This is a genomic window from Ruegeria sp. CJ3 (genome assembly GCF_056536725.1).
Window position 1 is genome coordinate 143,401 of the sequence record NZ_JBQFQE010000004.1, and the last position, 12,369, is coordinate 155,769.

Sequence of the window (12,369 nt, forward strand, 5' to 3'; positions counted from 1 at the left end):
ACTCAGATCAGCCCATCCGCCTTGAGCATCGGTTTATACTTGCGGCTGACCGGTACCAGATCGTCATTTCGCAGGCGCAGATAGGTCCTTCCGTCTGCCTGCCCGACCCCGGCAATCGCCGCATCCGCGACCCAGTGCGAGCGGTGGGTGCAATGCCCCGGGACCGGGTCCATCTCGGCGATGGCGTCGCTCAGGCGTAGCCGGAGGGTGAAGGTCCCCTCGGAGGTGACGACATCGACCAGATGATCGCGCCCCGACAGCCGATAGATCTGGCCCTGAAACGTTGCAGGCAACCGGGCGTTCAGCCGGGGTTTTTGCGGTGCCGTTTCCGGCGCCGACTGGTCACGCCGATGCACCAGAACCAGTCCCGCGGCAAACAGAACCCCATAGGGTGCGACGGCCAGAAGCCCCGGCGCCATCTGCCCCCCCAGTGTGAACAGCACCCATGTCAGCAGCCAAAGAGACGGGGCAAACAATATCAGGATCAACAGCGCGAAAACAAAATCGCGGATCAACAAACCGGAATGCTGCAGTCTTTCACGCACCAGTTTGCGGGCCGTCCAGGTCGCAGCCAGCGCCAGCAACATCACGCCCGTCCAGAACAACAGACGTTGGGGGAAAGACAGGCTCATATCCCGGAACGGCGCGAAGGAATAGGCCAGCAGCGGGGTAAAAACCAGGCCAGCCACCACCCTTTGCGGGCTGCACTGAGCCAGAAGGGGTGTCAGTTTCGACATCATACCGGGTAACGCGCCCTCCCAAGGCATAACCAAATACAAAACGAGAGGCGCATTCTAGCCCTCTAACTGTCTGGAACAGAAGGCTTATCATCAGGTGACGTTGGGTCAAACCCATTAACGTGCGAATTAATGTAACTGTGAACAGATTTAATAAAGGCCGAAGAAACCCTGCGTTCTCCGGCCCTTGTTGCGTTTTGATTACGCTGATCTCAGGCGGTCAGACCTTCAGGCTCTGGCAGGCCGTTTGCACGGCAGCAGGCGGTTACCGTGTTGGCCAGCAGGCAGGCGATGGTCATGGGGCCGACACCGCCCGGGACCGGAGTGATCGCACCAGCGCGTTCGGATGCTGAGGCGTAGTCAACATCGCCGACCAACTTGTTCTTGCCGTCGCGCTCAATCCGGTTGATGCCCACGTCAATGACGGTTGCACCTTCCTTGATCCAGTCGCCCGGCACCATCTCGGGGCGGCCCACGGCGGCCACAACGATATCGGCGCGGCGGACAACCTCGGGCAGGTCCTTGGTGCGCGAATGCGCGATGGTCACGGTGCAGCTGTCGCCCAGCAGCAGTTGCGCCATCGGTTTACCCACGATGTTCGACCGGCCAATCACAACCGCGTCCATACCCGACAGCGAGCCGTGATGGTCACGCAGCATCATCAAACAGCCCAGCGGCGTGCAGGGTACCATCGACTTCTGGCCCGTCCCCAGCAGACCCACGTTCGAGATGTGGAACCCGTCCACGTCCTTGGCGGGATCGATCGAGTTGATCACCAGATCTTCGTTCAGATGCTTGGGCAGCGGCAATTGCACCAGAATGCCATGCACAGCCGGATCGTTGTTCAGCTTGTCGATCAGCGCCAGCAGGTCTTCTTCGGACGTGTCCACATCCAGCTTGTGCTCGTAAGAGTTCATGCCAACCTCAACGGTCTGCTTGCCTTTCGAGCGGACATAGACCTGGCTGGCCGGGTCTTCACCCACCAGAACCACCGCCAGACCGGGGGTGATTCCATTTTCTTCCTTCAACTTCGCAACCTGATCGGCCACCTGCGCGCGGACCTTGGCCGCAAAGGCCTTACCGTCGATGATTTGGGCTGCCATCTTTCGATCCCTTCTTTCAAAACCAATCGGGCGCAAACTGCGCCCGAGCCATTCAGTCGGTTCCAATCACGCGTTCTTCACGCGCAATTGACCAGTCAATCAATATGCGCCACAGTCTCTCGGCCAGAACGGCATCCAGGCCCAGCTCATCGGCGCTGGCGCAGACCTTGCCCACCACCTCTTCGACGCGGTCCGGGATGCGCGCGGGCAACCCCTCGGTCGGTTTCAGCTCGGATGCGCGGTCGATATACCCCGCCCGCGTCACCAACATCTCGATCAGTTGGCGATCCAGCTTGTCGATCTGAACCCGCAACTCCTGCATAGAGTGACAGTCTTGCGGCGGCGTCAGAGTGGGCATCGTGATCTCCTCATGGCCCGGAGTGTTCTCCGGACCACGAGATGTCTTATTCGGCGGCTTAGAACAAGCCCTCGATCTCACCTGCGTCGTTAAGGCAGATGGTTTCCGCCGCAGGTTTGCGCGGCAGACCGGGCATGGTCATGATCTCACCGCAGACAACCACGATGAAGCCGGCACCCGCAGACAGGCGAACCTCGCGCACCGGGACCGAGTGGCCGGTCGGCGCGCCGCGCAGGGTCGGGTCGGTCGAGAACGAATACTGGGTTTTCGCCATGCAAACCGGCAGGTTGCCGTATCCCGCGTCTTCCCATTCCTTCAGCTGGTTGCGGATCTTGTTATCGGCCAGAACCTCGTCAGCACGATAGATGCGCTTGGCAACGGTTTCGATCTTCTCGAACAGCGACATTTCGTCGGGATAGATCGGCGAGAAGTTCGCGGAACCACCGTCAACGATTTCAACAACCTTCTCGGCCAGCTGCGCCGAGCCTTCCGAGCCCAGCTCCCAGTGACGCGACAGAACGGCCTCAACGCCGTGTTCACCGCAATAATCTTTGACCGCCTGAACTTCGGCATCGGTATCGGTGACGAAGTGGTTGATCGCCACAACAACCGGCACACCGAAGGATTTGACGTTCTCGATGTGGCGGCCCAGGTTGGCACAGCCCGACTGAACCGCTTCGACGTTTTCCGCGCCCAGATCGGCCTTGGCCACGCCGCCATTCATCTTCATCGCGCGCACTGTGGCAACCAGCACCACTGCCGACGGAGCGATGCCCGCCTTGCGGCACTTGATGTTCATGAACTTCTCGGCACCCAGATCGGCACCAAAGCCTGCTTCGGTCACGACATAGTCAGCAACTTTCAGTGCGGTCTTGGTGGCAATGACCGAGTTACAGCCATGCGCGATGTTCGCAAACGGGCCGCCGTGGACAAAGGCCGGGTTGTTTTCCAGCGTCTGCACCAGGTTCGGCTGCATGGCGTCTTTCAGCAGAACGGTCATTGCGCCTTCGGCCTTGATGTCACGGCAGTAGACCGGGGTCTTGTCACGGCGGTAGGCCACGATGATGTCGCCCAAACGCTTCTCAAGGTCTTTCAGGTCGTTGGCTAGGCACAGGATCGCCATGACTTCGGACGCAACGGTGATGTCAAAGCCTGCTTCACGCGGGAAGCCGTTCGACACACCGCCCAGTGACGCAGTGATCTGACGCAGCGCGCGATCGTTCATGTCGACCACACGACGCCAAGCAACGCGGCGGATGTCGATGTCGCACTCGTTGCCCCAATAGATGTGGTTGTCGATCATCGCCGACAGCAGCGAGTGGGCCGAGGTGATCGCATGGAAGTCGCCGGTGAAGTGCAGGTTCATTTCCTCCATCGGAACAACCTGCGCGTAACCGCCACCTGCAGCGCCGCCCTTCATGCCGAAGTTCGGGCCAAGCGAGGCTTCGCGGATACAGATCATCGCGTTCTTGCCGATGCGGTTCAGGCCGTCACCCAGACCTACAGTCGTGGTGGTCTTACCTTCGCCCGCAGGGGTCGGGTTGATCGCCGTAACAAGGATCAGCTTGCCGTCTTCGCGGCTTTGAACCGAGTTGATGAAGTCCTGGCTTACCTTCGCCTTGTCGTGGCCGTAAGGCAGCAGATCCGCAGATTCGATGCCGATCTTTGCACCGATCTCTTGGATCGGTTTTTTGTTCGCTTCGCGGGCGATTTCGATGTCGGATTTGTAGCTCATTGGGCAAGATCCCTGATTGAATGCCGTGCAAACCGGCCCAAACAGCCCGGTGCTGCGCATCCATACCGTTGTGTACCGAGCAAATGGCTAAGGATTCCGACATAATTGCGTCGCGAAACGGCGTAGGGTCATTTACCCGCCCGGGTGACACAGTCGTGATTGTTTCCCATAGGAAAACACATGCCTCTAAGGTGCCCAGACGCGCTGATCGGGAACAAACAGCTTCATCTGATCGCCCACCTTCAACACTCCGGGTCTTTCGACCCACGCGGTGACACCACGCCGCCCCTGCGCGGCGGGCTTGAAGGCCGCGCCATGGCCGGGAAGATCAGCCTCCACCTCGCGTCCTGGGATCACACAGGGGCGGTTTTCCATATCGACCGTGATCGTTACCCCATCAGGCCCTTGCAGGCGCGAGGATGGCGGGACGTGCGTGAAGTCCGGGATCCCACGTAGCAGGATACTGACACCCAGATAAGACGGATCCAGCGCATCTAGACCCATCTCGCTTGCGGTGGTGTGCATTTCTTCCTCAGACAACACCGAAAGCTGACGCACGTTTCGGATTTCAGTGCCCTTAGGATAGAGGTTGCGCATTCTCACGCACGAGGGCCTCTCGGTACCCTCATGCCGTTCACCGGCTACTCCGGCGAAGTCCAGCGACAGCGCCTCGACAGCCTCGGCACGGATGGATTTCCCCGCCGGGACATGGCCCAGCCAGACAACCTCGCCCACAAATTGGGTTTCACGCATAACCGGCATCGTTCGCCTCCGTCGCAATGCTCTGGCGGCCAATAGAAAACAGCCTTGCGGGAAAGAAAAGAAAAACCCGGGGTAAGCGCCCCGGGTTTTAACCGTTTATGCCGAAGGTTCCGGCTCCATCCCGCCCTCGGGCGGGGATTTCTTGGCCTTGGTTTTCGGGATCGCGGTCACGCTGGGTGCGTTGCCCTCGTCCGGCTTGTCGCCCTCATCATCGCTTTCGCTGGGCGGCTCGCCATTCATGACGCGCTTGATCTCGTCGCCGGTCAGGGTTTCATATTCCAGCAGACCTTGGGCCAGACGCTCCCATTCCTCGTGCTTTTCGGTCAGAATCTCGTGCGCGCGCTCATATCCCTGCTGGATCAGGCGCTTCACCTCTTCCTCGATCAGCTCTTTCGTGTGGGCGGAGACCGAGAAGCCAGCGGTGTTGCCCGAGTAACCTTCATGCGCTTCAGCATAGTCGATATTGCCGACCTTGTCCGACATCCCCCAGCGCATCACCATGGCGCGCGCCAATTGGCTGGCCTGCATGATATCACCGGCAGGGCCGTTCGAGACATGGTCTTCACCGTATTTGATGACCTCGGCAGCCTTACCTGCCATGGTCATGGCCAGCTTCTGCTCGCACTCATCGCGGTGATAGTTCAGACGGTCCATCTCGGGCAGCGAGACCACCATCCCCAGCGCACCACCGCGCGGAATGATCGTCGCCTTGTAGACCGGATCACATTCCGGCAGCGCCAGACCAACGACGGCATGGCCAGCCTCGTGATAGGCGGTCTTTTCCTTCTGATCCTGCGTCAGCACCATCGAGCGACGCTCGGCCCCCATCATCACCTTGTCCTTGGCGTTCTCAAAATCTTCCATGGTGACAAAGCGGCGACCGACACGGGCGGCCATCAAAGCAGCTTCGTTCACGAGGTTCGCCAGATCAGCACCCGAGAAGCCCGGTGTGCCCCGCGCAATGATACGCAGATCAACGTCAGGCCCCAGAGGGGTCTTGCGCGCATGCACGCCCAGAATCTTCTCACGACCTTTGATGTCAGGGTTGCCGACAGTCACGTTGCGGTCGAACCGGCCTGGACGTAGCAGCGCAGGGTCCAGCACGTCCTTACGGTTGGTGGCGGCCAGAATGATCACACCTTCATTGGCCTCGAACCCGTCCATCTCAACCAGCAACTGGTTAAGGGTCTGTTCGCGCTCGTCGTTACCGCCGCCATAACCGGCACCACGATGGCGACCCACGGCGTCAATTTCGTCGATAAACACGATACAAGGCGCGTTCTTCTTAGCCTGCTCGAACATATCGCGCACACGGGACGCGCCGACACCCACAAACATCTCAACGAAATCCGACCCAGAGATGGTGAAGAACGGCACACCCGCCTCACCCGCAATGGCGCGGGCCAGCAGCGTTTTACCGGTACCCGGAGGGCCAACCAACAGCGCGCCTTTGGGAATCTTGCCACCAAGGCGCGAGAATTTCTGCGGGTTGCGCAGGAACTCCACGATCTCTTCCAGCTCTTCCTTGGCCTCGTCGATACCGGCCACGTCGTCAAAGGTCACGCGGCCATGCTTTTCGGTCAGCATCTTGGCCTTGGACTTGCCAAAGCCCATCGCACCGCCTTTGCCGCCGCCCTGCATCCGGTTCATGAAATAGACCCAGACACCAATCAGCAGCAGGAAGGGCAGCAGGGTGATCAGGAACGACTGGAAGCCCGATTGCTGCTGTTTGACAGCCTCGACCGGGATGTTCTCGTCGATCAGCAGTTTTGTCACCTCGGCATCGCCGGGTTTGATCGTCGTGTAGGTTGCACCGCTCTGCGTGGTATAGCGAATCTGTTCACCATCCAGCGTCACTTTGCTGACCTCGCCGCCTTGAACGGCGGTCACGAAGTCGGAATAGGTTTTTTCATTGCCCTGAAGCGTTCCTCCTGGTCCGCTGAACAGGTTGAACAGTGCAAGGATCAGCAGAAAAAGAACGACCCAGAAGGCGATGTTGCGAGCGTTGCCCAAGGAAAATCTCCCAGAAGGTTTCGGCGGATGGGATCCACCGGGGTTGTTCCTTAAAATAGAGAGGATTGTGGCAGGTTCAATGCGATAAAATAGCGGTGTAGAAGTCTGGCCGGTCAAAAGCGGCCTCAACCCGCCATCCATTGGCAAAACCGGCCAGCGGAGCGGCCCTTACCCGTCCTTCGACCCACACGGCGGGTGTCGCCATCACGACCGCGCGGGGTTTTGCCACCGCGCGCCAGCCGTCCAGTTGCAAGATCCCCTCCTCACCAAGCGCGCGAATTTCGGCGCCGGGCGTGTCCGGCCCGGTCACAACCCAACGCCGGTCCCACACGTCGCCGAGGCTGGTCGTCTGCGGCGCAAGGGCGTTTAGCTCTCTGCAAATCCATGTTTTTTTGCCATCCACGACCAAGTGGCAACCGGCCAGAGTGGTCGTCTGGCCTTTCAGCAATGCCTGCACCGCCTGATCAACAGCGGTTTGTCGGGGGGGATATTCTCGCCCCGCCAGCCATGCGACCGCGGCGACGACAAGGCGGCGGCGGATTTCTTCGGGCAAGCCTGACACGCCATCGCGGTCGAAACACAGATCGCCCTGATGCACCTGCACATGGCGACGGGCGGATTCCTGCGCGTATCGGGCTAAAGCCTCACGAGCTTGTGCAAGATTATCAGCGACGCGCGACAGGCCCACGGCCGTGATCCCAACCTGATCCAACCCGGCCATCGCCTCCCGAACTCTGATCCGATCAAAACGGGGGTCGTGATTCGAAGGATCATCGATCCAGCCAATCCCTTGCCCCGTCAGATGTTCGCGCAGACGCGCCCGCGTGATCGACAACATCGGGCGCAACAGCAGAATACCATCTTCCGTGCGCTCAGCCGCCATGCCCGACAGGCCGGAAACCCCTGCGGACCGCGCCAACCGCATCAGCACCGTTTCCGCCTGATCATCTGCAGTGTGGCCCAGCGCAATCGCCTCAAGCCCCAGATCGTCTGCCCATTCCGTCAGCAGTCGATACCGCGCCCGCCTTGCCTGATCCTGCAGGTTACCGGACCCGTCCCAGCCCTGCCATGTCAGGGTTTGATGCGGAATTCCCCAGCTTTGCGCCAGCGCCGCGACCGATTGAGCCTCGGCTGCGGACCCGGGCCGCAACCCGTGATCTACGGTGGCCACAAACAACTCGATCCGGGTCTGCTGCGCAATCCCGCACAAAAGATGCAGCAGAGCCGTCGAATCGCTGCCCCCGGACACGGCGACACCCAACCGGCGCGGCAGCGGGTCGGGCAGACGCGCCCGAAACTCAGACCAAAGTGTATCTGCGTCAGAGGTCAAGAACAGCCCAGCGCGGCCATTTCCTGTGTGGCCGAGCTTGCCGGAGCGGAACTTGGGAAGCGCACGCCAACTTCGCCCAGCGTGATGCAGGCCTGGTCAGTCTGTCCCAAACGCCCAAGTGCTGCGCCCAGTTCGAACAGCGCTTCGGGGGCCAAGGGGCCTTCGGAATCGCCCGTAAAGCTGGCCAGAAAGGCTCGCGCCGCCTCGCGCGTGTCACCGGAGCCTTCAAGCGCCTGACCGCGCCGCAGGTTTGCCTGCGCCGCCAGCGGGCTGCCGGGATAAGCCTGGTCGAATTGCGAAAACAGATTGGCCGCAGTCTGGAAATCCCCATCCGCAAGCGCTTGCGAGGCGGCATCGAAATCCGCCTGCTCACCCACGGCCAATTCTCCCTGACCACCTGTGTCGGGCTGCTGAGGCGTCGGGGCGACCGCGACCTCGGTCGATGTCTCACCACCCAGAGTCGAGGTTTCGCCCAGCGTGCTCAGATCACCGCCTTCCAGTTCGACCAACCGGAATTCAAGATCGCCGATACGGTTGGTGCCGTCGGTGACAATGTTCTGAACCCGCTGATTCAACTGCTCGGTCTGACGGGTCAGGCGCTGCAATTCGGCTTCGATGGCATCGACGCGTTCCAGCACCGAACTGCCGGACAGGTTCGGCGCGGGCGAGCCTGTGGTCGAAAACTCGCGCTTGAGACGCTGGATTTCCACATGCAGCACCGTCAGCTCTTGCCGGATATCCGCCAAGGTCTGCTGATCCTGTGCCTGCGCCACACCGGCGACGGCCACAACCGCCGCCAGAACCAAACCTGCAAATCGCATTATCTTACCCCAACGTTGAGCCGGTCAGCACCGTCACCGCGCGGCGGTTTTTGGAATAGCATTCCTCGGTGCTGCAAATTTCGATCGGACGTTCCTTGCCAAAGCTGACGGTGGTCAGCCGATTGCCCGCCACCCCGCGCGAGATCAGGTATTCCCGCGCCGCATTGGCCCGGCGCGCACCCAGAGCGAGGTTGTATTCCCGCGTGCCCTGCTCGTCCGCGTGACCTTCGATGTTCGCTACGAAATCCGGGTTGGCCAGCAGCCAGTCGGCTTGCCCCTGCAGAACCGTCTGGGCCTGCGGGCTAAGTGTGGATTGATCCACCGCAAACAGAACCCGATCCCCAACAGTTTGCTGGAAGTAAGCAGGCGAGCGCGGATCACTGGGCGAGCCCGGCACCAGCGAACCGCTGCCGCCCGCACCGCCGCCCAAGGCCGAAGGATCATTGTTGGAACAGGCGGCAATCAGGGTCAGTGCCCCGGCAGCCGCGATTTTGCTCAGAAGGTTCATCTCAAGTGCCTCGTGTTTCGTTTTGTTTATTGACGCGTTTCTATCACATTGCATGTTTGTTGTGAACGTTATCCACAGCACGTGGAATTCAATTCTGCAGCGGCCCCCAGGACGGATCGCTGCCGCCATCCGGTGTGCGCACCGGGCGCAAGTTGCGGCCCGAAATATCCACCGAATACAGTGTTGACCGTCCACTGGCCCCCTGTGTTTCCCGCGTGAACATGATGACGCGCCCGTTGGGCGACCATGTGGGCCCTTCGTCCAGGAACGAGGCCGTCAGCAAGCGTTCTTCGCTGCCATCGGTACGCATGACACCGATATGGAACCGGCCCTTGTTCTGTTTGGTGAACGCCACCAGATCACCGCGCGGCGACCAGACGGGGGTGCCATAGCGGCCCTGACCGAAGCTGATCCGTGTCGCCTCACCTCCGTTTGCAGGCATGATGTAAAGCTGCGGCGTCCCTGAACGGTCGCTTTCAAACACGATCTGGCTGCCATCCGGTGAATAGCTGGGCGCGGTTTCAATCGCGGGCGTATTGGTCAGCCGCGCGCTTTGACCCGAGGCCAGATCCATCTTCCACAGATCCGTATTCCCGCCCTGCGTCAGCGAATAGACAATCGAACGCCCATCCGGGGAAAACCGCGGAGAGAAGCTCATCGTGCCTTCCTGTGTCGGCAGTTCCTGCCGCTTCACACGACCCACATCCAGCAGGTAAATCCGGGGCTGGCCAGTTTCATAGCTGGTATACAGCAGCCGGTCGCCGGTGGGCGAAAACCGGGGCGCCAGCACAATGGCCGAGCTGTCGGTGAGGTACTGCACATTTGCACCGTCATAATCCATGATCGCCAGCCGCTTGGCCCGCTGATCCTTGGGCCCGCTTTCCGAGACAAAGGCCACCCGGCTGTCGAAATAGCCACCCTCGCCCGTGATCCGGCTATAAACCTGATCGGCCACCTTATGCGCCATGCGCCGCCAGCCATCCGTGGTGCCCGCGAACTGCAACCCATTGCCCAGTTCTGCGCCCGAGAACACATCCCACACCCGGAACCGCACCGTCAGCCTCTTGCCCGAGGCATTCACCGCGCCCGTCACAAGCGCCTGAGCGTTTATCGCCTTCCAATCGGCAAACTGTACCGGAGCGTCAAAGCTGCTGACCCGACTGATGAAAGCGTCTGGCGAAATCTCGCGGAACAGGCCCGTTCCCGTCAGGTCCGACACCACCACGCGCGAGATATCTTGTGCATACTGCGCCGCCGCGGCGTTGTCGGGCACAAAGCTGGGCACCGCGAAGGGCAAGGGCTCGATGACCCCTTCTGTCAGCTCCAGTTTCAGCTGCGCGTAAACCGGCGTGGACAGGAGTGTCAGGCCAACTAGGAGGCTGGTCAGAAGTTTCATCATTTGATCCGCATCCTCTCGGGATTGAATGTAATCTCAATATCCTGCCATTGGCTGTATTTGTCAGCAGGCAGGTCGTATCCTTTGGCCCCGCAGCGCAAAATTGCGCGCCGCGCGGCCTCATAAGCCTGTTTCGCAGACGCCGCCGAGCCACCGGAACTGTCCAGCATCCGCAGGCTACCGCCAACAACCTTACCATCCGGTGTCAGCGAGAAACCAACGACTACAACCGTCTGCAGCGCATCGGTCGACAGCGAGCCGACATTCCAGCAGCGCGACACGGCCACGCGCATCGCGTCCTTCTCGCCGCTGGTCAGCGGCGGGCCGGAAGGTTCAGTGCCATTGCCCAGCGCCTCAGCCAGTGCATCGTTGATCGCCTGTTCGTCCTGAGCGGGCTCAGTCGGCGCCGGTTCGGTCGGCGCAGGCTCGGGCGTCTCGGCAACCTCAGGCTCGGGCTGCGGTGCCGGGCGGTTCGGACGAACACGCGGGCGCGGAGAGGTACGCGGAGCCGGATCATCGGCCTCTTCCGCCTCGGTCACGATCTCGGGTGCGGCCTCTTCGGGGGCGGTCTGATCCTGCTGTTCCTGCTGAACCTCAGCCCCCTCATCCAACGAGACCGGAGGGGTCTCGACATCATCCGGCTTGGCCTCTGGCGGGGGCGGCGCGATGGGTTCGGGCGCGATCTTGTCCGCCGGTTGCGGCTCGGCCTCTGGCCCGGGTGGGACGGGCAGAACCGCTACTTCGGGCTCGGGTTGATCCAGCGTTGGAGGTTCCTCGACCAGTTCCGGTTCAGGCGCGATTTCGACAGTTTCCGGCTGGATTTCGGGCTCGGGTTCGGGTTCAGGCTGAGGCACCACCTCAGGTTCGGGCAGCTCTTCCACTACAGGATCCGGCGCGGTGATCTGATCCGAGGTCTCGGGCTGCTGCAAGTCTTCCGGTTCGGTCGGCACCTCAGGCGCAGTGCGCTGCGCGCTCAGCGCAGCGAACTGCTCGGATGAGATCACCGAGACATCCTGCACCGCCATCGGCAACGGCTCGGACCGGAACGTGCCGCCGAACAAAGCCCAGCCAATCAGGCTGACATGCGCAATTGCAGAAATCTTGGTGCCGGTATCCACCGCGCGACCTCACCTTTACCCATCGTCCAGCGTCGGCCCGCCGGTATCGGTCACAAGGCCCACGTTGGAAAACCCACCCGCATTCAGCGCACCCATCACTTGCATCACCTGCGCGTAAGGAATGGCACCGTCCGCGCGCAGGAATACCCGATCACTGGTGCGCTCGGACGCGATGGCACGCAGGCGGCCAATCAACTCTTCGCGCTGCACATCCGTGGTCTGGATCTGCACCCGACCATCGGCAGTAAGGGTCACAGTCAGCGGCTCTTCGTTATCGCCGGGCAAAGCACTGGCGGCAGTCTTGGGCAGGTCTACCGGCACACCAACGGTCAGCAACGGGGCCGCTACCATGAAGATGATCAGCAGCACCAGCATCACATCCACAAAGGGGGTCACGTTGATCTCGGCCATCGGCTGCGCGCGGCCACGCCGCCGTCCGCGCCTGCGTCCGTTCCCGCCCGAGCTTTGCTGAACCGCCGCACCCATCG

12 protein-coding genes are annotated in these 12,369 nt (G+C 61.2%); all 12 read right to left on the reverse strand.

Annotation, left to right across the window (positions count from 1 at the left end; translation table 11 throughout):
* Nucleotides 1-2: 2 nt before the first annotated feature.
* Nucleotides 3-689, reverse strand: coding sequence for a LytTR family DNA-binding domain-containing protein (locus tag ACR0J1_RS09030; RefSeq protein ID WP_480732572.1), 687 nt, complete (start codon nt 687-689; stop codon nt 3-5).
* Between the two features lie 260 nt (nt 690-949).
* Nucleotides 950-1,840 (reverse strand): bifunctional methylenetetrahydrofolate dehydrogenase/methenyltetrahydrofolate cyclohydrolase FolD, encoded by an 891-nt coding sequence (folD, locus tag ACR0J1_RS09035; RefSeq protein ID WP_480732571.1) that lies wholly within the window; start codon nt 1,838-1,840, stop codon nt 950-952.
* Nucleotides 1,841-1,892: 52 nt separating this feature from the next.
* Complete coding sequence (locus ACR0J1_RS09040; RefSeq protein WP_480732569.1) at nt 1,893-2,198, reverse strand: chorismate mutase; 306 nt, start codon at nt 2,196-2,198, stop codon at nt 1,893-1,895.
* A gap of 58 nt (nt 2,199-2,256) precedes the next feature.
* Entirely contained in the window at nt 2,257-3,933 is a 1,677-nt protein-coding gene (locus ACR0J1_RS09045; RefSeq protein ID WP_480732568.1) for a formate--tetrahydrofolate ligase, read from the reverse strand.
* A gap of 186 nt (nt 3,934-4,119) precedes the next feature.
* On the reverse strand, nt 4,120-4,695 hold the full coding sequence (locus ACR0J1_RS09050; RefSeq protein WP_480732566.1) for an MOSC domain-containing protein: 576 nt from the start codon (nt 4,693-4,695) through the stop codon (nt 4,120-4,122).
* 96 nt (nt 4,696-4,791) lie between these two features.
* Nucleotides 4,792-6,708, reverse strand: a complete 1,917-nt coding sequence (gene ftsH, locus ACR0J1_RS09055) for an ATP-dependent zinc metalloprotease FtsH (RefSeq protein WP_480732564.1) — start codon at nt 6,706-6,708, stop codon at nt 4,792-4,794.
* Nucleotides 6,709-6,784: 76 nt separating this feature from the next.
* The gene (gene tilS, locus ACR0J1_RS09060; RefSeq protein ID WP_480732562.1) at nt 6,785-8,038 is read right to left on the reverse strand and encodes a tRNA lysidine(34) synthetase TilS; all 1,254 of its coding nucleotides are present in this window, start codon (nt 8,036-8,038) and stop codon (nt 6,785-6,787) included.
* Entirely contained in the window at nt 8,035-8,859 is an 825-nt protein-coding gene (gene ybgF, locus ACR0J1_RS09065; protein ID WP_480732560.1) for a tol-pal system protein YbgF, read from the reverse strand. The genes tilS and ybgF overlap by 4 nt, the downstream gene beginning before the upstream one ends.
* Nucleotides 8,860-8,863: 4 nt before the next feature.
* Nucleotides 8,864-9,367 carry a peptidoglycan-associated lipoprotein Pal gene (gene pal, locus ACR0J1_RS09070; RefSeq protein WP_480732558.1) on the reverse strand — a complete coding sequence of 168 codons (504 nt, stop codon included), beginning with the start codon at nt 9,365-9,367 and terminating at the stop codon, nt 8,864-8,866.
* 88 nt (nt 9,368-9,455) lie between these two features.
* A complete protein-coding gene (gene tolB, locus ACR0J1_RS09075; protein WP_480732556.1) occupies nt 9,456-10,766 on the reverse strand; it encodes a Tol-Pal system beta propeller repeat protein TolB in 1,311 nt (436 codons plus the stop codon).
* Nucleotides 10,763-11,881: an energy transducer TonB gene (locus tag ACR0J1_RS09080; protein ID WP_480732554.1), complete on the reverse strand. Its 1,119-nt coding sequence runs from the start codon at nt 11,879-11,881 to the stop codon at nt 10,763-10,765. Before ACR0J1_RS09080 ends, tolB begins: the two co-directional genes overlap by 4 nt.
* Nucleotides 11,882-11,896: 15 nt before the next feature.
* Nucleotides 11,897-12,367, reverse strand: a complete 471-nt coding sequence (gene tolR, locus ACR0J1_RS09085; protein ID WP_480732551.1) for a protein TolR — start codon at nt 12,365-12,367, stop codon at nt 11,897-11,899.
* Between the last annotated feature and the right edge of the window lie 2 nt (nt 12,368-12,369).

Bases quoted from the DNA above. Each gene is read 5' to 3' on its own strand.
- folD (WP_480732571.1), bottom strand. From the start codon at position 1,840: ATGGCAGCCCAAATCATCGACGGTAAGGCCTTTGCGGCCAAGGTCCGC.
- ACR0J1_RS09040 (WP_480732569.1), bottom strand. From the start codon at position 2,198: ATGCCCACTCTGACGCCGCCGCAAGACTGTCACTCTATGCAGGAGTTG.
- ACR0J1_RS09045 (WP_480732568.1), bottom strand. From the start codon at position 3,933: ATGAGCTACAAATCCGACATCGAAATCGCCCGCGAAGCGAACAAAAAA.
- ACR0J1_RS09050 (WP_480732566.1), bottom strand. From the start codon at position 4,695: ATGCCGGTTATGCGTGAAACCCAATTTGTGGGCGAGGTTGTCTGGCTG.
- ybgF (WP_480732560.1), bottom strand. From the start codon at position 8,859: ATGCGATTTGCAGGTTTGGTTCTGGCGGCGGTTGTGGCCGTCGCCGGT.
- pal (WP_480732558.1), bottom strand. From the start codon at position 9,367: ATGAACCTTCTGAGCAAAATCGCGGCTGCCGGGGCACTGACCCTGATT.
- tolB (WP_480732556.1), bottom strand. From the start codon at position 10,766: ATGATGAAACTTCTGACCAGCCTCCTAGTTGGCCTGACACTCCTGTCC.
- tolR (WP_480732551.1), bottom strand. From the start codon at position 12,367: ATGGGTGCGGCGGTTCAGCAAAGCTCGGGCGGGAACGGACGCAGGCGC.